Genomic DNA, 20,445 nt, shown 5'->3' with positions numbered 1-20,445 from the left:
CATGTCCAAATCCCTATTGGTGATCAGCCGCCAGGCCCCGTGGTCCGGGCCGAGTGCGCGGGAAGCGCTGGATATCGTGCTGGCCGGTGGTGCGTTTGACCTGCCCATCGGTCTGCTGTTTCTGGATGACGGTGTGTTCCAACTGGCGCCGCATCAGGCTGCCAAGGCCGTGCAACAAAAAGACCTGAGTGCCAACCTGCAGGCATTGGGCCTGTTCGGCGTTGATGACGTATTCGCGTGCGGCCACAGCCTGTCCGCACGCGGGTTGCTGCCGCCCGCCAACGCGCAGACGCTGGACAGCCAAACCATTGGCGAGCTGATTGATCGTTACGACCAGGTGATTACCCTCTGATGTCGACTTTACATGTGGTATCTCACTCCCCCTTTACCGACAGCCGCCTCGACAGCTGCCTGCGCATCTGCGGCGCTCAGGACGCTATCCTGCTGTGTGGCGACGGTGCCTACGCGCTGCACACACCCGCCCTGCCAAGCAAAGGCGTAAAGGTGTTTGTACTGGCCGAAGACATGCTGGCGCGCAACCTGCCGCTTCCCGACTGGGCGGACAGCGTGGATTATCCAGGCTTCGTGCAACTGTCGATCGACTACGACAAGGTCAACACCTGGCTATGAACACCCTGACCGTAGGTACGCACAGCCTGGAGCTGGACAAGGACGGTTATCTTGTCGATCTCAATGACTGGTCCGATGAAGTGGCGCACGCCCTGGCCGCGGCTGAAGCCCTGGAGCTGAGCGCGGATCACTGGGAAATCCTCATGCTGCTGCGCCAGTTCTATAGCGAATTCCAGCTGTCCCCCGCCACACGCCCGCTGATCAAGTACACCGCCTTGAAACTGGGCCCGGAAAAGGGCAACAGCCTGCACCTCAACAAACTATTTAACGGCACTCCCGCCAAACTCGCCGCCAAGCTGGCGGGCCTGCCCAGGCCGACGAATTGCTTATGACCGACTTCGCCCCACTGACCCTCACAACGCCCGAAGAGCACCCCTTTGCACAGTTCGTGCGCATCCTTGGCAAAGGCAAGCGCGGCGCGCGCAACCTCACCCGCGAAGAAGCGCGGCAAGCCATGGGCATGTTGCTTGACGAAAAGGTCGAGGACACTCAGCTCGGCGCCTTCCTGATGCTACTGCGCCATAAGGAAGAAAGCCCGGAAGAACTGGCCGGTTTCACCGAAGCGGTACGCGAACGCCTGCACGCACCAGCGTTGAACGTGGACATCGACTGGCCCACCTACGCCGGCAAAAAGCGTCATCTGCCGTGGTTTCTGCTCGCAGCCAAGTGCCTGGCGCAAAACGGTGTGCGCATCCTGATGCACGGCGGCGGCGCCCACACGGCGGGCCGGTTGTACACCGAGCAACTGCTGGAGACATTACAGATCCCGCTGTGCCGCAATTGGCAGCAGGTGGGAAGTGCCTTCGAGCACGGCAACCTGGCCTTTATCCCGCTGGGCGACTGGGCACCGCAGTTGCAACGCATGATCGATCTGCGCAACACCCTGGGCCTGCGCTCGCCCATCCATTCCCTGGCGCGGCTGCTTAACCCGCTGAATGCACGTTGCGGCCTGCAGAGTATTTTCCATCCGGGCTATCAGGGCGTACATCGTGATGCCAGCGGCCTGCTCGGGGACAATGTGATTGTGGTCAAGGGTGACGGCGGCGAGATCGAGATAAACCCCGACACCGTCAGCCACCTGTATGGCACCACCGGCGGCCAGAGCTGGGACGAAGAGTGGCCCGCCCTTTCCGCCCAGCGTCACGTCAAACCGGCGACGCTTGAGCCTGAACAGTTGAAAGGGTTGTGGCGCGGCGAGATCGAGGACAGCTACCCGCAACTGGCGCTGATCGCCACCATGGCCCTGGCGCTGCGCGGTCTTGGTCACCCGCGGCAACAGGCGTTTGAATTGGCCCAGCAATACTGGGATGCGCGGAATAAATCGATTTAATCGATCATTCACCCCCGGTCTTTGCGCTTTTAGTTCGAACTCATCCCTTTAGACTGGGCTCCAACGTTTAACAGCCAAGGAGCCAGTCATGGGTTTGCTGATCGAAGGACAGTGGAAAGACCAGTGGTACGAAAGTAGCGCAGACGGCGCTTTTCAACGGGAACAGGCACAACGCCGCCACTGGGTGACCGCCGATGGCGCGCCCGGCCCGAGTGGCGAAGGCGGCTTCAAGGCTGAGGCCGGTCGCTACCACCTCTACGTGTCCCTGGCCTGCCCCTGGGCGCACCGCACCCTGATCCTGCGCAAGCTCAAAGGTCTGGAAAGCCTGATCGATGTCTCAGTGGTCAGCTGGTTGATGCTGGAAAACGGCTGGACCTTCGACAAGGCTCACGGCTCCAGCGGTGACACGCTCGACGGTTTGGACTTCATGCACCAGCGCTACACCGCCGATACTGCCGACTACACCGGCCGCGTCACCGTGCCGGTGCTGTGGGATAAAAAGCTCAAGCGCATCGTCAGCAACGAATCGGCGGAGATCATCCGCATGTTCAACAGCGCGTTCAATGAGCTGACCGGCAATACCCTGGATTTCTATCCCCAAGCCCTGCATTCGACCATCGACAGCCTCAACGAACGCATCTACCCCGCTGTGAACAACGGCGTGTACCGCGCAGGCTTCGCCACCTCACAACAGGCGTATGAAAGTGCGTTTGATGATGTGTTTGCCGAGCTGGATCATTTGGAACAGCATCTGGGCAGCCATCGTTATCTGGCCGGCGAGTACCTGACCGAAGCCGATGTGCGGCTGTTCACCACGCTGATTCGTTTTGATGCGGTGTACTACAGCCACTTCAAATGCAACCTGCGGCGGATCGCCGATTATGCGAATTTGTCGAACTGGCTGCGGGAGATATATCAGTGGCCAGGCGTGGCCGAGACTGTGAATTTCGAGCATATCAAGGGGCATTACTATGCCAGCCATCGCACGATCAACCCGACGGGGATTGTGCCGAAGGGGCCGTTGCAGGGGTTTGATAACAGCCATGATAGAGCGCGGCTGCCAGGTAAAGGTGTCTTTGGCTAATCCGGATCATCGGTTGTAATTAGATGGCCTCATCAGGGGCAAGCCCCCTCCCACACTTGGAATGCATTCCAATGTGGGAGGGGGCTTGCCCCCGATGCTTTTGAGGTCAGACTTGGGACTGGGCGCCCTCGAACCACTTGAGCTTCTCGCGCAGCACCACTACCTCACCCACGATCACCAGTGTCGGCGCATGTACTTCATGCTCCGCCACCATGCGCGGCAAGTCCGCCAGGGTGCCGGTAAACACGCGCTGGTTGGACGTGGTGCCCTGCTGGATCAGTGCCGCTGGGGTATTCGACGCGCGCCCGTGCTTGATCAACTGCTCGCAAATGATCGGCAAGCCAATCAAGCCCATGTAGAACACCAGAGTCTGCGACGGCCCGACCAGGTCCTGCCAGGGCAGATCCGAGGTGTTGTTCTTCAGGTGCCCAGTGATAAAGCGCACCGATTGCGCATAGTCACGATGCGTCAGCGGAATGCCCGCATACGCCGCGCAACCACTGGCCGCCGTAATCCCCGGCACCACCTGGAACGGGATGCCATGGGCCGCCAATTCCTCGATCTCTTCGCCACCACGTCCAAAAATGAACGGATCGCCGCCCTTGAGGCGCAGCACACGCTTGCCTTGCTTGGCCAGGTCCACCAATTGCTGGTTGATCTGGTCCTGGGGCACAGCGTGATCGGCACGCCGTTTGCCGACATACACGCGCTCGGCATCACGACGGCATAGTTCCAGGATTGCTGGCGCCACAAGGCGGTCATACAGCACCACATCGGCCTGCTGCATCAGGCGCAACGCACGAAAGGTGAGCAAATCCGGGTCGCCCGGGCCCGCCCCCACCAGGTACACCTCACCGGGGGCATAAGGTGGCGCGCCATTGACCTTTTCGATCAACAGGCGCTCAGCTTCAGCGCCCTGCCCAGCCAGTTGACGGTCGGCAATCGGCCCCTGAAACACTTCTTCCCAGAACGCCCGGCGCTGCTGCACATCCGGGTACAAACCTTTGACCTGGGCGCGAAAACGCGCCGCCAAACCGGCCAGTTGGCCGTAGGTGGAAGGTATCCAGGTTTCCAGCTTGGCACGGATCAAGCGCGCCAATACCGGCGCGTCGCCGCCGCTGGACACCGCAATCACCAAGGGTGACCGGTCGACAATCGCCGGGAAGATCACGCTGCACAAGGCCGGCGCGTCCACGACGTTGACCGGCACGCAACGGCGCTTGGCCTCACTGGACACTTGCGCGTTCAGCGGCTCATCGTCCGTTGCCGCGATGATCAGGGTGCAACCCTCAAGGTCGGCCTCCTGGTAACCGCGCAAAATCAGTTCTCCGCCACTGCCCAGTACCAGTTCACGCAACTGGTCTTCGATCTGGGGAGCAACCACCCGCAGCAACGCACCGGCGTCGGCCAGCAGCCGGGATTTGCGCAAGGCAATCTCCCCGCCACCGACGACCAACACTCGACTGCCGCGCAGGTTATGAAACAGCGGCAGAAATTCCATTTAGCCGATGACCTCAACGCCGCCCATGTACGGCTTGAGCACCTCAGGCACACGGATCGAACCGTCGGCCTGCTGGTAGTTTTCCAGCACGGCCACCAGGGTACGGCCTACGGCCAGGCCCGAACCGTTAAGGGTGTGCACCAACTCCGGCTTGCCGGTTTCCGGGTTACGGAAACGCGCCTGCATACGACGGGCCTGGAAATCACCGCAGTTGGAGCACGACGAAATTTCGCGGTACTTGTCCTGGCTCGGCACCCACACTTCCAAATCGTAGGTCTTCACGGCGCTGAAGCCCATGTCGCCAGTACACAACGCCAGTACGCGATAAGGCAGCTCCAGCAGTTGCAGCACGCGTTCGGCATTGGCGGTCAGGCCTTCCAGAGCTTCCATGGAGGTCGACGGTTCTACTACCTGAACCATCTCGACCTTGTCGAACTGGTGTTGGCGGATCATGCCACGGGTATCGCGACCCGACGCACCGGCTTCGCTACGGAAGCACGGGCTGTGGGCAACCAGTTTCAACGGCAGTTGCTTGGCGTCGAGGATTTCGCCGGCGACGATATTGGTCAGCGACACTTCGGCCGTCGGGATCAGGTACAGGTCGGCTTCGCCGTCACGAGTGATCTTGAACAGGTCTTCCTCGAATTTCGGCAGCTGGCTGGTGCCCATCAACGCCGGCGCCTGGACCAGATACGGGGTGTAGGCTTCTTCGTAGCCGTGCTCGCCGGTGTGCAGGTTGATCATGAACTGGGCCAGCGCACGGTGCATGCGCGCGATCGGGCCACGCAGCAAGGCGAAACGGGCACCGGACATTTTTGCCGCGGTCTCGAAATCCAGGCCACCGGTCAATTCACCCAGGGCCACATGATCCTTGATCTCGAAATCGAAGGCTTTGGGCGTGCCCCAACGGCGAACTTCAACGTTGCCGTCTTCGTCTTCGCCGACCGGTACGGATTCGTGGGGCAGGTTCGGAATGCCCAGCAGGATCGAATCCAGCTCGGTCTGGATGCCTTCCAGCTCGATTTTGCCGTCGGACAGCTCAGTGCCCATACGCTCGACATCCGCCATCAACGGCGCGATGTCTTCACCGCGCTGTTTGGCCTGGCCAATGGATTTGGAACGCGCATTACGCTCAGCCTGCAGTGCTTCGGTGCGGGTCTGGACGGTCTTGCGCTGTTCTTCCAGCGCTTCGATGCGCGCAACATCCAAGGCAAAGCCACGGGATGCCAGGCGGTCCGCTACGTCCTGAAGGTTGCTACGTAACAGTTTGGAATCGAGCATGTCGGTCTCTCGTTATCAAAGTTTGGTCAAGGACAGGCCAGCCCAGGTGGCGAGCAGCCCGCCGAATACGCTGATGGCCGCATAGCCAATCGCCAGCGGCACTTGCCCGCTTTCCAGCAGGCGCACGGTATCCAGTGAAAAGGATGAAAAAGTCGTCAGGCCGCCAAGAAAGCCAACCATCAGGCCGGCACGTACCTCGACAGGCACTTCCGGGCGTAACAAAAACAGGCCGTATAACACGCCGATCAACAGGCAGCCCACGATATTAACGGCGAGCGTCGCCGTATAGAAGTGTTTCGGCCAATTGGCATTGATCCAATTACCGGTGGCGAAGCGCAGCAGTGTACCGGCGATACCTCCAGCCGAGACGGCAACCACCAAAGGAATCATGATTTTCTCCGCTTTCTGGGGCTCAGACGGTCGAGTTGGGCCAGGTGATTGAGCTTTTCACCGATCTTCAGCTCCAGGCCACGGGGCACCGGCTGGTAGAGCGGCAACGGTTCCAGCGCATCGGGGAAGTAGTCTTCGCCGGCCGCATAGGCATCCGGTTCGTCATGGGCGTAGCGATATTCGTCACCGTAACCCAACTGCTTCATCAGTTTGGTCGGCGCGTTGCGCAAGTGCATCGGCACTTCCAGCGAGCCATGTTCGGCCGCCGCCCGCAGCGCCGACTTGAAGCCCATGTAAACCGCATTGCTTTTGGGTGCGCAGGCCAGGTAAGTGATGGCCTGAGCCACGGCCAGCTCGCCTTCGGGGCTGCCGAGGCGCTCCTGCACGTCCCAGGCGGCGAGGCACAGGCTCAGGGCACGCGGGTCGGCATTGCCGATGTCTTCGCTGGCCATGCGCACCACGCGACGGGCCAGGTACAGCGGATCGCAACCGCCGTCGATCATGCGCGCAAACCAGTACAGCGCACCGTCCGGGTTGGAGCCGCGCACAGACTTGTGCAGCGCGGAAATCTGGTCGTAGAACGCTTCACCGCCCTTGTCGAAGCGCCGACGCGTATCACCCAACAGGCTTTGCAACAGGTCGACGCCAATTTCGCCGCCGTCTTCGGCCAGGTCCGAGGCGTTCTCCAGCAGGTTGAGAAAACGCCTGCCATCGCCATCGGCGGCGGTCAGCAGGATCTTGAAGCCCTCTTCACTGACGCTCAGATGGCGCTTGCCCAGGCCTTTGTCTTCATTCAAGGCCCGCTGCAGCAGCTTTTGCATCGCCGCTTCGTCCAGGCTTTTGAGCACGTAGACGCGCGCTCGCGACAACAAGGCGTTGTTGAGCTCAAACGAAGGGTTTTCAGTGGTGGCACCAATAAAGATCAAGGTGCCGTCTTCAACATACGGCAGGAACGCATCCTGCTGCGACTTGTTGAAGCGATGCACTTCGTCGACAAACAGGATGGTGCGCTTGCCGTACTGGCCGGCCTGCTGTTTGGCGACTTCCACCGCCTGGCGGATTTCCTTGACCCCGGCGAGTACCGCAGAGACCGTTTCAAAGTGGGCATCCGAGACTTTCGCCAGCAGCCGCGCCAGGGTGGTTTTACCCACGCCCGGCGGCCCCCAGAAAATCATCGAATGCAACGCGCCCTGCTCCAGGGCTTCGCGCAACGGCTTGCCGCGAGCGAGCAGGTGTTCCTGACCGACGTACTCATCCAGGTTGGTCGAACGCAAGCGTGCGGCCAGGGGCTGGGCAATCGGGTCACTTCGAAACAGATCCATGGGCAGCGCTTGAAACCTCTGGGCAGGTTATTCCTGGATTACGTCGGCACCCTTGGGGATGTCGAACTTGAACTTGGACGCGGGCACCGGCTGGTTGGCCTTGACCCCGGAGAACAGGATATCGGTGCGCTGGCCAACGCTGTCGATCAGGCGCATGTTATTGATCACACCGTTGCCGAACGACAGGGACAGCGAGTCAAACAGCGTGTCCCTGGATTTTGGCTTGAGGGTGAACTCGATGACGTTGCTGGTCTGCTTGGAAGTGACGTCGAAGCTGTCGTTGATTTTCGACACGTCACCCGACAGCAGCAGTGCCGGGGTCTGGTTCAGGCGTGGATCAAGCTTCTTGATGGTCGCTTGCTCCAGGTCCGGGTCCCAGAGGGTGACTTTCTGGCCATCGGAAACGATGGTCTGCTCAGCCTTGCCTTCGGTATGCCAATAGAACAGCCCCGGGCGCTGCACGGCCATTTCACCGGCGGTTTCCTGCAACTGGGTGCCGCCGGCATCCAGGGTCAGCTGGGAAAAGCGCGCCGTCAGGGTCTGGGATTTGTCCAGCAGGTTCTTCAGGCTGGCGACGGAAGCCGGGTCAGCGTGGGCCGAAACAGCAGTCAGGGCCAGTGCCGGCAACAACAGCATGCGGATAAAGCGCATGGGAGTCCTCATTGAGTAGTCAGAGCGTGCCGCGTGTTGCCACGCGGCACGGGATCAGTCGCGCATCTGCCCGGGGGCGATGATTTCACGCGAGCCGTTGGTGTTCATTGCGGTGACGACGCCAGCGTGTTCCATGGCTTCGATCATGCGGGCAGCGCGGTTGTAGCCGATTTTCAACTTGCGCTGCACCGCAGAGATGGAGGCGCGACGGCTTTCGAGCACGAAGGCCACAGCTTCATCGTACAGCGCGTCGGTTTCGGCATCGTCGTCGCCACCGCCGCTGCCACCGTCAAAGCCGCTGCCAGCCTCTTCGACGCCCGCGAGGATGTCGTCGTTGTATTCAGGTGCGCCGCGCAGTTTCCAGGCTTCGACCACGCGGTGTACTTCGTCATCGGACACAAAAGCACCGTGCACACGGATCGGCAGGCTGGTGCCCGGCGGCATGTAGAGCATGTCACCGTGGCCCAGCAGTTGCTCGGCGCCACCCTGATCGATGATGGTCCGTGAGTCGATCTTGCTCGATACCTGGAACGCCATACGCGTCGGGATGTTGGCCTTGATCAGGCCGGTGATCACATCCACCGACGGGCGCTGAGTCGCAAGGATCAAGTGAATACCGGCAGCACGCGCCTTCTGGGCGATACGGGCGATCAGTTCTTCAACCTTCTTGCCGACGATCATCATCATGTCGGCGAATTCGTCGACCACCACCACGATGGTCGGCAGCTTGGTCAGCAGCGGGGCCTCGTCGTGAATGCTTTCGCGCTTGTACAGCGGGTCGGTCAGCGGCTCGCCGGCGTCCTGAGCTTCCTTGACCTTGGCGTTGAAGCCCGACAGGTTACGAACCCCCATCTTGGCCATCAGCTTATAGCGACGCTCCATCTCGGCAACGCTCCAGCGCAGGGCGTTGGCAGCGTCCTTCATGTCGGTGACCACCGGGCACAGCAGGTGCGGAATACCTTCGTAGATCGACAGTTCCAACATTTTCGGGTCGATCATGATCAGCTTGGCGTCATCCGGCCCGGACTTGAACAGGATCGACAGGATCATGGCGTTCACACCCACCGACTTACCGGAACCGGTGGTACCGGCTACCAGCAGGTGAGGCATTTTCGCCAGGTCGGTGATCACCGGCTTGCCGCCGATGTCGTGGCCGAGGGCCAGGGTGACCGGCGATTTGAAATTGTCGTATTCGGGAGTCGACAGCACTTCGGAGAAACGCACGATCTGGCGGTCTTCGTTGGGAATTTCGATACCCACGGTAGTTTTGCCGGGGATCACTTCAACCACACGCACGCTGGTCACGGCCAGGGAACGCGCCAGGTCTTTGGCCAGGTTGGAAATTCGGCTGACTTTTACACCGGCGGCCGGCTGGATTTCGTAACGGGTAATCACAGGGCCCGGATGGATCGAATCCACCGACACTTCGACGCCGAACTCCTTGAGCTTGATTTCCAGCAGATGGCCGACAGCCGCCAGGGATTCGGGGGAATAATTGAGCTGTTTCTTTTCTGCCGGGTCGAGAATCGAGATCGGCGGCAAGGTGCCTTCGACGGCGCTGTCGATAAACAGCGGGGCCTGTTTCTCTTTCTGTACGCGATGGCTGGGTTCTGGCGCTTTGGGCGGTGCCGGAGCGATCACTGGCGGTACCTGCTTCTCGCGATCCGACATGTGCTTGCTCAGGGCCTGCTCGCGCTCGATCAAGCGTTCCTTGACCTTGGCCTGCTCGCGCCGATCCGGCGTGCTTGGAGCCACCACCTCGTTGACACGGGTGTCGACCTCACGCAGCTGCGCCACCATTTGCTTGCGCTCGACACGGGCGGCCCACCAGCGGTTGGCGGCGCCCTGGAACAATTCGAACAGGTCGAGGGTGATCTTGCCGGTCACGTCCATCACCTTGAACCATGACAGGTCGGTGAATACCGTGAGGCCGAACAGGAACAGCGCGATGAACATCAGGGTGCTGCCCTGGATATTCAGTGTACGGCGTGCCAGGTCGCCAAGGCTTTCGCCCAGAGCCCCGCCCGCGCCTGCCGGCAAGCCGGTCGGTGCATGGAAGTGGATATGCGCCAGCGCCGCGCCGGACAGCACCAGGAACACCAGGCCGATCAGGCGCCAGGAGAACAGCCAGCCGCTCCACTGCCATGGCTCGTGACGCTGGCGGAAGATCTGCCAGGTTTTGATCGCCAGCAGCAGCGGGAAAATGTACGCGAAATACCCCAGGATCATGAACAGGATATCGGCGCTGTAGGACCCTACCGGCCCACCGAAATTCTGCACATCGTCGATCTTGCTGTTATGGCTCCAGCCCGGATCGTCCTTGCCATAGGTGAGCAAGGCCATCATCAGGAACAGGCACAGGGCACCGATGGCAATCAGTGCGCCTTCCTTGAGTCGGTAATGCAGGTGCTGGCGCCAGGCCGGTACGACTGCTGCTTTGGGTGCTGCGGCGGATTTCTTCAAAACGGGTCTTTTCCTGCGCCTTTAGCGCGTCCATCTGTTGAATGACGACACATGACTGCTCTATCCCGAGCAGCTGAAAAATGAACGTATGTTGCTGAATCTACTTTTAACACCAGGTCATGGATAGGTGAAATGGCGATAACGCCACAATGGCCGCATTGTACGGGTTTGCGTGCGCGATGCCACACACTTGCCTTCACCTGGCAGCCTTGGCAATTGACGTATCAAAGCCTGGTCAATTTGAGCATGCATTGCCTTTGCTGACAAAGGCTTATGAGCTGTATCTGGCAATCCAGGCAAACTTGGCAAATGGCTGGCATGTGCCAGACCCGATTACGACCGCGCCTTATGCACAGAGTTGCAGAAACACCCGCTCATGCTAATGCGCAATCACAGCTTAATCGGGCTGGCCCCCTGGCGCCGGGTCGACAATAATCAACGCTTGTGTGACAGACGCCTTGTCTGTCTCTCCCCTCCCCTTCCGTAAGCCTGGATGCCATGCTGACCTGGTTACAACGCGACAACCTGACTTTCCCGCCCCTGGCCAAGGCCATGCGCGAACCCAACGGCCTGCTCGCCGCCGGTGGCGACCTGTCGGCCGAACGCCTGATCCAGGCCTATCGCCATGGCTGCTTCCCGTGGTTCTCCGAAGGTCAGCCCATCCTCTGGTGGTCACCCGACCCGCGCACGGTGATCTTCCCCGACGAACTGCACGTATCCCGCAGCCTCGGCAAGTTATTGCGCCAACAGCGTTATACCGTGACCTTCGATCAGGATTTCGCCGCCGTCATCAAGGCCTGCGCAGCACCGCGCGCCTACGCGGATGGCACCTGGATCACCGAGGGCATCCAGGACGCCTACCTTGCGCTGCACCAGCGCGGCTACGCCCACTCTGTGGAAGTGTGGGACCAGGGCGAACTGGTTGGCGGCCTGTATGGCCTGGCGATGGGCCAGCTGTTTTTTGGCGAATCCATGTTCAGCCGCGCCGACAACGCCTCGAAATTCGGTTTCGCCACCTTGACCCGTCAATTACAGGCGTGGGGCTTTGTGCTGATCGACTGCCAGATGCCCAATGATCACCTGCACAGCCTCGGTGCCCGCGCCATATCACGCAGCGACTTTGCCGATTTGCTGCGCAAACATTTGGACCAACCCAGCTCTGGACCGTGGGTTTCATAGGCGACTTTCGCCTACCTGGCTTACACTTATTCCAAAGCTTATCCCGAGGGTTGATCATGACCGAGCTGGCGCGCTTGAAGTTCTATGCCACTCAAGCCCACTCTTGCAGCTATCTGCCCGACGAGCAGGCCACCACGCTGTTCCTCGACCCCAGCCAGCCGATGGACGTGCACGTGTACGCCGACCTGTCCGAGATGGGGTTTCGGCGCAGCGGCGATCATCTGTACCGTCCACACTGCCAAAACTGCAACGCCTGTGTGCCGGCGCGCATCCCGGTCGCGCAATTTCTGCCCGATCGCAATCAGAAGCGCATCTTCAAGCGCAATGCCGACCTGACGGTGAATGCGGTCAAGCCGCAGTACAGCGAAGAATACTTCGATCTTTATCAGCGCTACATCGAGAAACGCCATGCCGATGGGGATATGTTCCCGCCCAGCCGTGATCAGTTTTCCACCTTCCTGGTCCGTGATCTGCCGTTCTCGCGGTTTTACGAGTTCCGCCTCAACGGACGGCTGCTGGCGGTGGCGGTGACCGACCTGCTGCCAAACGGCCTGTCGGCGGTGTACACCTTCTATGAACCCGAGGAAGAACGCCGCAGCCTTGGGCGCTTTGCGATCCTCTGGCAAATAGGTGAAGCACTGCGCCTGGAACTGGAAGCGGTGTACCTCGGATACTGGATCAAGAACTGCAAAAAGATGAACTACAAGACCCAATATCGGCCCATTGAGCTGCTGATTAATCAAAGATGGGTCACACTTAACTAGAACCCCTTGGCTTGAACCCCCTTTTTCGGGCACAATGCACGCCGCTTTTGCCTGGCGCAGTTGCACCGGGCCATTCACTGGATACCGAGGGCTTTACTGCATGTCGAAAGAAGACAGCTTCGAAATGGAAGGCACTGTCGTCGACACCCTGCCCAACACCATGTTTCGTGTGGAGTTGGAAAATGGGCACGTCGTAACCGCGCATATCTCCGGCAAGATGCGCAAGAACTACATTCGTATTCTTACCGGTGACAAAGTGCGCGTCGAGCTGACGCCCTATGACTTGAGCAAAGGGCGCATCACTTACCGCGCTCGCTAAGCAAGTCAATACAAAACGCCCGGTTATGCCGGGCGTTTTTGTGTGCGCAGGATTTAACAGTCGCCACTTGACCCTGTGGGAGCTGGCTTGCCTGCGATAGCGGCGGGTCAGATATAGATGTGCTATTGAAGGACCGCCATCGCAGGCAAGCCAGCTCCCACAGTTGACCGTCATTGCTTCGCAAATAGTATTTCAGGCAGCAAAAAGGCGCCTTTCGGCGCCTTTTGGTGTTACTGAACAACGATCAGGCCATTTCCGCCGTGGTCTCGAACTCGAAGGTCAGCTCGCCATCCTTCAGGTCGATATGCACCACGCCGCCATGATCGGAGAGTTCGCCGAACAGGATCTCTTCGGCCAGTGGCCGTTTGATCTTGTCCTGGATCAGACGCGCCATTGGGCGTGCGCCCATTGCCGCATCGTAGCCGCCTTCTGCGATCCAGCTGCGGGCCGCTTCCGTCACATCCAACTGCACGCGCTTGTCTTCCAACTGCGCCTGAAGCTCGGTGAGGAACTTGTCCACCACGCTCTTGATAACCTCATGGCTGAGGCGACCAAACTGGATAATGGTGTCCAGACGGTTGCGGAACTCCGGCGTGAAGCTCTTCTTGATCACTTCCATTGCATCGGAAGAGTGATCCTGATGCGTGAAGCCGATAGAAGCTCGCGCAGCCGTTTCGGCACCGGCGTTGGTGGTCATGATCACGATCACATTGCGGAAATCCGCCTTGCGCCCGTTGTTATCGGTCAGGGTCCCGTGATCCATCACCTGCAACAGCAGGTTGAAGACTTCCGGGTGAGCCTTTTCGATTTCATCGAGCAGCAATACGCAATGTGGCTGCTTGGTGATCGCCTCGGTCAACAAGCCGCCCTGGTCGAACCCGACATAGCCCGGAGGCGCACCGATCAGACGCGACACGGTGTGACGCTCCATGTACTCGGACATGTCGAAGCGGACCAGCTCGATACCCATGGCCTTGGCCAGTTGCCGCGCCGCCTCGGTCTTGCCGACGCCGGTAGGCCCTGCGAACAGGAACGAACCGACCGGTTTGTCCGGCGACTTGAGCCCCGCACGGGACAGCTTGATGGCGGTGGACAGCGAGTCGATCGCCGCATCCTGACCGAACACGGTGAGCTTGAGGTCGCGCTCCAGGTTACGCAGCAGCTCCTTGTCGGAACTGGTGACGTGTTTTGGCGGAATCCGCGCGATCTTCGCCACGATGTCCTCGACCTGAGGCACGTCGATACGCTTCACACGCTTCTCGACCGGCTGCAGGCGCTGATAGGCACCCGCCTCGTCGATGACGTCGATGGCCTTGTCCGGCATGTGCCGGTCATTGATGTAGCGCGACGCCAGCTCAGCCGCCGCACGCAAGGCCTCATCGGTGTACTCGATGCCATGGTGCGCTTCAAAACGCCCCTTGAGCCCGCGCAGGATGCCGATGGTGTCTTCAACCGAAGGCTCGGACACGTCGACCTTCTGGAAGCGCCGCGCCAGGGCACGGTCTTTTTCGAAGATCCCGCGAAATTCCTGGAAGGTGGTCGAACCGATGCAGCGGATATCACCCGAAGACAGCAATGGCTTGAGCAGGTTGGAGGCGTCCATCACCCCACCGGAAGCCGCACCGGCACCAATGATGGTGTGGATCTCGTCGATGAACAGGATCGCCTGCGGGCGTTTTTTCAGCTCGCCGAGCAGCGCCTTGAAGCGCTTCTCGAAGTCGCCACGGTACTTGGTCCCGGCGAGCAATGCGCCCAGATCAAGGGAGTAGACGACGCTGTTGGCCAGCAGGTCCGGTACCTGATTGTCGACAATGCGCTTGGCCAGGCCTTCGGCAATCGCGGTTTTACCCACGCCCGCCTCACCCACCAGCAACGGGTTGTTCTTGCGGCGCCGCGCGAGAATCTGCGCTACACGCTCGACCTCGTGCTCACGCCCCACCAGTGGATCGATCCGCCCCTGTCGCGCCATCTCATTGAGATTGCTGGCATAGGCATCCAGCGGGTTGCTGGAAGAAGAAGACTCACCGCCCTCTTCGTCCTGCATATCCTGCTCACCCTCGGAATGATCGCCGTGCCCGGGCACCTTGGAGATACCGTGGGCGATGTAATTGACCACATCGATACGGGCAACGCTCTGCTGCTTGAGCAGAAACACGGCCTGGCTTTCCTGTTCGCTGAAAATCGCCACCAGCACGTTCGCGCCTGTGACCTCACGCTTACCGGAGCTCTGTACGTGGAAGACAGCACGCTGCAATACCCGCTGGAAGCCCAGGGTTGGCTGGGTCTCACGGTCCTCGTCATGCACGGGGATCAGTGGCGTGGTGGAGTCGATAAACTCCTGCAGGTCATGCTTGAGTTTGTCGAGGTTGGCGCCGCACGCACGCAGAACGGTGGCGGCAGCTTCATTATCCAAAAGTGCCAGCAAAAGGTGCTCGACGGTCATGAATTCATGACGCTTCGAACGAGCCTCCTTGAAGGCAAGATTGAGGGTGACTTCGAGCTCGCGGTTTAACATAGCTTCACCTCATACCCAAGTGGTCGGCGTTAACCGTCCTTCTCGATTTCACAGAGTAGCGGATGCTGGCTTTCCCTGGCGTACTGGTTGACCTGCATGGCCTTTGTCTCGGCGATGTCGCGGGTAAACACTCCACATACTGCCCGTCCTTCTGTGTGAACGGCCAGCATTACCTTGGTCGCCAACTCGCGGTTCAGGTTAAAAAACACCTCGAGCACTTCGACGACGAAATCCATCGGTGTGTAGTCATCATTGAACAAAACCACCTTGTACATCGGCGGTGCCTGTAAAGCAGGCTTGGCCTCCTGAACAGCAATGCCTGCAGAACCGTCGTCGTCATGTTCCTGATCCGGGCGATCCTGATTGAATGTTAGTCGAATCTGGCTATTTGCATGCATGGAAAGAAAGGTTCGTCAGTGGTTCAATTACAGTGGTGGGGGCGAGCTGTCAGAATTTCAACTCTGACCGATTGGTCGCCTTGACTATCGGCAAATCAGTGTTACAACCAATAGAACCCACAGTGGGTAAAAAAGGTCCGCGCAGTCAACCTTATTTATTCGGGTTAGGACGGATAGACAGGATGATACTCCAGTGATGGAGTCTGGTGCAGAGGGATATGGCGATGCTAAGCGGTAAGGTCAAGTGGTTCAACAATGCCAAGGGTTACGGCTTCATTAATGAAGACGGCAAGAGTGAAGACCTTTTTGCGCATTTCTCAGCGATCGATATGGATGGGTACAAAACGCTGAAGGCGGGTCAACCGGTGTCCTTTGATATCAAACAGGGCCCAAAGGGCCTGCATGCGGTGGATATCAAGTTAGTCACAGCCACGTCCACGGCAGGAAAAACTGCAGCACCCGGTCAAACGTCAAAAAAAGAAACTGGTTTGATCAGCCACTGAACAACACACTTAAAACAAACCGGCCGCCCATTCATCAGGGCGGCCGGTTTTTTCCGCCTGCTTACATATGCTTGATTAGCGCATCACCGAAGCCCGACGACGACACCAACGTAGCGCCATCCATCAGGCGCTCGAAGTCGTAGGTCACGGTCTTGGCCGAAATCGCACCATTGGTGCCCTTGATGATCAAGTCGGCCGCCTCGACCCAGCCCATATGACGCAGCATCATTTCTGCCGACAGAATCAATGAACCCGGATTGACCTGATCCTTGCCTGCATATTTAGGCGCAGTGCCGTGGGTGGCTTCAAACATCGCCACGGTGTCCGACAGGTTGGCCCCCGGCGCGATACCAATACCACCGACCTCAGCCGCCAGGGCATCGGACAAGTAGTCGCCATTGAGGTTAAGCGTTGCGATCACGTCATATTCAGCCGGACGCAGCAGGATCTGCTGGAGCATGGCGTCGGCAATTGCATCCTTGACCACTACGTTCTTGCCGGTCTTGGGGTTCTTGAACTGCATCCACGGGCCGCCATCGAGCAGGGTCGCGCCGAACTCTTCGGCCGCCACTTCGTAGGCCCATTCCTTGAAGGCACCTTCGGTGAACTTCATGATGTTGCCTTTGTGCACGATGGTCAGCGAGTCGCGGTCGTTATCCACCACATATTGCAGGGCCTTGCGTGCCAGACGCTTGGTGCCCTCTTTCGACACCGGCTTGACGCCAATCCCGCAATCCTGATCGAAGCGGATCTTGGTAACGCCCATTTCTTCCTTGAGGAACTTGATCACCTTGATCGCTTCAGGCGAACCGGCCTTCCACTCAATGCCGGCGTAAATGTCCTCGGAGTTCTCACGGAAGATGGTCATGTCCACATCGCCAGGCTTTTTGACCGGACTGGGCACACCTTCAAACCAGCGCACCGGGCGCAGGCACACATACAGGTCGAGTTGCTGACGCAAGGCCACGTTCAGGGAGCGAATACCACCACCGACCGGCGTGGTCAGCGGGCCTTTGATGGACACCACGTAATCCTTGACCGCATCCAGGGTTTCCTGGGGCAGCCAGGTGTCCTGATCGTAGACCTGGGTGGCCTTTTCGCCGGCATACACCTCCATCCACGAGATTTTACGCTTGCCGCCATAAGCCTTTTCAACAGCTGCGTCGACCACCTTGATCATTACCGGGCTGATGTCGACGCCGATACCGTCACCTTCGATATAGGGGATGATCGGTTGGTCAGGAACATTGAGAGAATGGTCTGCGTTGACGGTGATTTTGTCGCCGACTGCCGGAACCTGAATCTTCTTGTATCCCATGCTGAACTCCATCTATGGATTGAACATCTGGCTGCGTTCGAGCCTACTCCAGATAAATGGCGACTGAAACCTCGCGCCATGCTCATTTGCATCGAAAACAGCATAAATTGTCGCCTACAAGCCTGAAAGCAAAGGGAAAAGTGCCAATCTTGAGCACATCATTCCCCTTTTGGCGCAACTGCGCACCTGCGACCTTTAGACCAATGGACGACACACCTTTTGTATGAAGCCTCTGCGTAAGCATAGCGACCTATGTATAATGCCGCCGCTGACCAAAGAGTCACGACGGCTGACCGCTCTAGACAGTAGCCCTCAGCCAGAAAGCAGGACTATTACAATAGTCCAAACGCTTGACGCTCGACTGATGCAACCCAACATCACCGCGAAGAAACCTCGACATTTCGCTCATGGATGACTTTGAACGAACGCGCTCCACCCGGCGCATCTCGAGTTTCTGCGCACGCTTTCAGCAAAGAAGAGAGTTAATCCGAATATGCCCACCCGCTCGAAGATCATCTACACCTTCACCGACGAAGCCCCAGCCCTCGCCACCTATTCACTGCTGCCTATCGTAGAGGCCTTCACCGCTTCCGCTGATATTGCCGTTGAAACCCGCGACATCTCCCTCGCAGGGCGCATCCTCGCAAGCTTCCCCGAGCAACTGGGCACCAAGGCTATCCCGGACCACCTCGCCGAACTGGGCGACCTGGCCGTTACCCCTGAAGCCAACATCATCAAATTGCCGAACATCAGTGCCTCGACCCCGCAGCTGCAAGCCGCGATCAAGGAACTGCAGGCCCAGGGCTACGCCCTGCCGGACTACCCGGAAACCGTAACCACCGACGCGGAAAAAGAAACCCGTGCACGTTACGACAAGGTCAAGGGCAGCGCCGTGAACCCGGTACTGCGCGAAGGCAACTCCGACCGTCGCGCACCGCTGTCGGTCAAGAACTACGCACGCAAGCACCCGCACAAAATGGGCGCCTGGGCTGCCGACTCCAAGTCGCACATTGCCCACATGAGCAATGGTGACTTCTACGGCAGCGAAAAAGCCGTACAAATCGAAGCCGCCGACGCTGTCAAAATTGCGCTGGTTGCCCAGGACGGCACCACCACCGTCCTGAAAGAAAAGACCAGTGTCCAGGCCGGCGAGATCATCGACACCGCCGTACTGAGCAAGAAAGCTCTGCGCAGCTTCATCGCCGCTGAAATCGAAGACGCCAAGAAGCAAGGCGTGCTGCTGTCGGTTCACCTCAAAGCCACCATGATGAAGGTCTCCGACCCGATCATGTTCGGCCAGATCGTTGCCGAGTTCTATAAAGATGCACTGGCCAAGCACGCGACCGTACTTGAGCAGATCGGCTTCAACCTGAACAACGGCATCGGCGACCTGTACGCCCGCATCAAAGCGCTGCCGGCCGATCAGCAAGCGCAGATCGAAGCGGACATCCAGGCGGTCTACGCCGCCCGCCCTGCCCTGGCGATGGTCAACTCCGACAAAGGCATCACCAACCTGCACGTGCCGAGCGACGTGATCGTCGACGCCTCGATGCCGGCCATGATCCGTGACTCCGGCAAAATGTGGGGCACCGACGGCCAGTTGCACGACACCAAGGCCGTGATCCCGGATCGCTGCTACGCCACCATCTACCAGGCGGTCATCGAAGACTGCAAGGCCAATGGCGCCTTCGACCCGACCACCATGGGCAGCGTGCCAAACGTTGGCTTGATGGCCAAGAAAGCCGAAGAGTACGGCTCCCACGACAAGACCTTCCAGATCAAGGCTGACGGCGTGGTTCGCGTCACCGACAGCCAGGGCAACCTGCTGATGGAACAGAACGTCGAAGCCGGCGACATCTTCCGCATGTGCCAGACCAAAGACGCGCCGATCCAGGACTGGGTCAAGCTCGCGGTCAACCGCGCCCGCGCCAGCAACACCCCGGCCATTTTCTGGCTGGACCCAAAGCGCGCCCACGATGGCGTAGTGGTCGAGAAAGTTCAGGCATACCTGAAAGACCACAACACCGAAGGCCTGGACATCCGCATCATGGCCCCGGTCGATGCGATGAAGTTCACCCTGGAGCGCACCCGCAAGGGCCTGGACACCATCTCGGTGACCGGTAACGTGCTGCGCGACTACCTGACCGACCTGTTCCCGATCATGGAGCTGGGCACCAGCGCCAAGATGCTGTCGATCGTGCCGCTGATGAATGGCGGTGGCCTGTTCGAAACCGGTGCTGGCGGTTCGGCCCCCAAGCACGTTCAGCAGCTGCTGGAAGAAAACTTCCTGCGCTGGGATTCCCTGGGCGAGTTCCTGGCCCTGGCCGCGTCCCTTGAACATCTGGGCGTAACCTACAACAACCCGAAAGCCCTGGTGCTGTCCAAGACCCTGGACCAGGCTACCGGCCAGTTCCTGGACAACAACAAGTCGCCATCGCGCAAAGTCGGCAACATCGACAACCGCGGCAGCCACTTCTACCTGGCGCTGTACTGGGCCCAGGCCCTGGCCGCCCAGACCGAAGACACCGCACTGCAAGCGCAGTTTGGCGAACTGGCCAAAACCCTGGCCGAGAACGAAGCAACCATCGTTGCCGAACTCAACGCCGTGCAGGGCAAGCCAGTGGACATCGGCGGCTACTATGCGCCGAACCCAGAGCTGACCAGCAAAGCCATGCGCCCAAGCAACACCCTCAATGCGGCAATTGCCAAGTTGAAGTAAGGTTGTAAGGATGCAAAGAAGCCCCGGCCAAGTGCCGGGGTTTCTGCTTGTAGGGACTTCATTGAAGAAACCCAATCC

General features: G+C 59.3%; 19 protein-coding genes. 10 read left to right on the top strand and 9 right to left on the bottom strand.

All coding sequences use genetic code 11. The annotated features are described in order from the left end of the window. Position 1 precedes the first annotated feature (1 nt). From tusC to TX23_RS16510, 5 genes are all read left to right on the top strand, one after another. Positions 2 to 352, top strand: a complete 351-nt coding sequence (tusC, locus tag TX23_RS16530) for a sulfurtransferase complex subunit TusC (RefSeq protein ID WP_057703123.1) — start codon at positions 2 to 4, stop codon at positions 350 to 352. Further along, entirely contained in the window at positions 352 to 630 is a 279-nt protein-coding gene (gene tusB, locus TX23_RS16525; RefSeq protein WP_057703122.1) for a sulfurtransferase complex subunit TusB, read from the top strand. The genes tusC and tusB overlap by 1 nt, the downstream gene beginning before the upstream one ends. Then, complete coding sequence (locus TX23_RS16520) at positions 627 to 962, top strand: TusE/DsrC/DsvC family sulfur relay protein (protein ID WP_057703121.1); 336 nt, start codon at positions 627 to 629, stop codon at positions 960 to 962. Before tusB ends, TX23_RS16520 begins: the two co-directional genes overlap by 4 nt. Beyond that, positions 959 to 1,960, top strand: coding sequence for a glycosyl transferase family protein (locus TX23_RS16515; RefSeq protein ID WP_057703120.1), 1,002 nt, complete (start codon positions 959 to 961; stop codon positions 1,958 to 1,960). Before TX23_RS16520 ends, TX23_RS16515 begins: the two co-directional genes overlap by 4 nt. A gap of 88 nt (positions 1,961 to 2,048) precedes the next feature. Further along, a complete protein-coding gene (locus TX23_RS16510; RefSeq protein WP_057703119.1) occupies positions 2,049 to 3,044 on the top strand; it encodes a glutathione S-transferase family protein in 996 nt (331 codons plus the stop codon). A 106-nt stretch (positions 3,045 to 3,150) separates the two neighbouring features. Here TX23_RS16510 and cysG read toward each other — a convergent pair whose 3' ends face one another. Genes cysG through ftsK form a run of 6 tightly spaced genes read right to left on the bottom strand, consistent with a single transcriptional unit; the run spans position 3,151 to position 10,652 of the window. Then, positions 3,151 to 4,545: a siroheme synthase CysG gene (gene cysG / locus TX23_RS16505; protein ID WP_057703118.1), complete on the bottom strand. Its 1,395-nt coding sequence runs from the start codon at positions 4,543 to 4,545 to the stop codon at positions 3,151 to 3,153. Next, complete coding sequence (gene serS, locus TX23_RS16500) at positions 4,546 to 5,826, bottom strand: serine--tRNA ligase (protein ID WP_057703117.1); 1,281 nt, start codon at positions 5,824 to 5,826, stop codon at positions 4,546 to 4,548. 15 nt (positions 5,827 to 5,841) lie between these two features. Further along, positions 5,842 to 6,216 carry a fluoride efflux transporter CrcB gene (gene crcB, locus TX23_RS16495; protein WP_003192080.1) on the bottom strand — a complete coding sequence of 125 codons (375 nt, stop codon included), beginning with the start codon at positions 6,214 to 6,216 and terminating at the stop codon, positions 5,842 to 5,844. Next, positions 6,213 to 7,538 (bottom strand): replication-associated recombination protein A, encoded by a 1,326-nt coding sequence (locus TX23_RS16490; RefSeq protein WP_057703116.1) that lies wholly within the window; start codon positions 7,536 to 7,538, stop codon positions 6,213 to 6,215. Before TX23_RS16490 ends, crcB begins: the two co-directional genes overlap by 4 nt. Positions 7,539 to 7,565: 27 nt before the next feature. After that, positions 7,566 to 8,189 carry an outer membrane lipoprotein chaperone LolA gene (lolA, locus tag TX23_RS16485; protein WP_057703115.1) on the bottom strand — a complete coding sequence of 208 codons (624 nt, stop codon included), beginning with the start codon at positions 8,187 to 8,189 and terminating at the stop codon, positions 7,566 to 7,568. Positions 8,190 to 8,243: 54 nt separating this feature from the next. Beyond that, positions 8,244 to 10,652, bottom strand: coding sequence for a DNA translocase FtsK (ftsK, locus tag TX23_RS16480; RefSeq protein WP_057703114.1), 2,409 nt, complete (start codon positions 10,650 to 10,652; stop codon positions 8,244 to 8,246). Positions 10,653 to 11,150: 498 nt separating this feature from the next. On the opposite strand from ftsK, the gene aat reads away from it, so the two are divergent. The 3 genes from aat (at position 11,151) to infA (ending at position 12,914) form a co-directional block, all read left to right on the top strand. Next, a complete protein-coding gene (gene aat, locus TX23_RS16475) occupies positions 11,151 to 11,831 on the top strand; it encodes a leucyl/phenylalanyl-tRNA--protein transferase (protein ID WP_057703113.1) in 681 nt (226 codons plus the stop codon). A 56-nt stretch (positions 11,832 to 11,887) separates the two neighbouring features. Then, a complete protein-coding gene (locus TX23_RS16470; protein WP_057703112.1) occupies positions 11,888 to 12,595 on the top strand; it encodes an arginyltransferase in 708 nt (235 codons plus the stop codon). A 100-nt stretch (positions 12,596 to 12,695) separates the two neighbouring features. Then, positions 12,696 to 12,914, top strand: a complete 219-nt coding sequence (gene infA / locus TX23_RS16465; RefSeq protein WP_002553999.1) for a translation initiation factor IF-1 — start codon at positions 12,696 to 12,698, stop codon at positions 12,912 to 12,914. 244 nt (positions 12,915 to 13,158) lie between these two features. On the opposite strand, the gene clpA is transcribed toward infA, so the two are convergent. Both clpA and clpS read right to left on the bottom strand, forming a co-directional pair. Next, entirely contained in the window at positions 13,159 to 15,429 is a 2,271-nt protein-coding gene (gene clpA, locus TX23_RS16460) for an ATP-dependent Clp protease ATP-binding subunit ClpA (protein WP_057703111.1), read from the bottom strand. Positions 15,430 to 15,458: 29 nt separating this feature from the next. Beyond that, positions 15,459 to 15,827 carry an ATP-dependent Clp protease adapter ClpS gene (clpS, locus tag TX23_RS16455; protein ID WP_005789091.1) on the bottom strand — a complete coding sequence of 123 codons (369 nt, stop codon included), beginning with the start codon at positions 15,825 to 15,827 and terminating at the stop codon, positions 15,459 to 15,461. A gap of 218 nt (positions 15,828 to 16,045) precedes the next feature. On the opposite strand from clpS, the gene cspD reads away from it, so the two are divergent. Continuing rightward, positions 16,046 to 16,330 carry a cold shock domain-containing protein CspD gene (gene cspD / locus TX23_RS16450; RefSeq protein WP_280513737.1) on the top strand — a complete coding sequence of 95 codons (285 nt, stop codon included), beginning with the start codon at positions 16,046 to 16,048 and terminating at the stop codon, positions 16,328 to 16,330. 61 nt (positions 16,331 to 16,391) lie between these two features. Here the strand turns inward: cspD and icd are convergent, their stop codons facing one another. Further along, positions 16,392 to 17,648, bottom strand: coding sequence for an NADP-dependent isocitrate dehydrogenase (gene icd / locus TX23_RS16445; protein WP_005789095.1), 1,257 nt, complete (start codon positions 17,646 to 17,648; stop codon positions 16,392 to 16,394). A gap of 493 nt (positions 17,649 to 18,141) precedes the next feature. On the opposite strand from icd, the gene TX23_RS16440 reads away from it, so the two are divergent. Continuing rightward, a complete protein-coding gene (locus TX23_RS16440; RefSeq protein ID WP_057703110.1) occupies positions 18,142 to 20,367 on the top strand; it encodes an NADP-dependent isocitrate dehydrogenase in 2,226 nt (741 codons plus the stop codon). Positions 20,368 to 20,445 lie beyond the last annotated feature (78 nt).

Origin of the sequence: Pseudomonas paralactis (assembly GCF_001439735.1) — a bacterium.
In the GTDB taxonomy this organism is placed as follows: Bacteria; Pseudomonadota; Gammaproteobacteria; order Pseudomonadales; family Pseudomonadaceae; genus Aquipseudomonas; species Aquipseudomonas paralactis.
The sequence above is the reverse complement of the archived record's forward strand: the minus strand, read 5'-3'. Positions and strand labels throughout refer to the sequence as shown.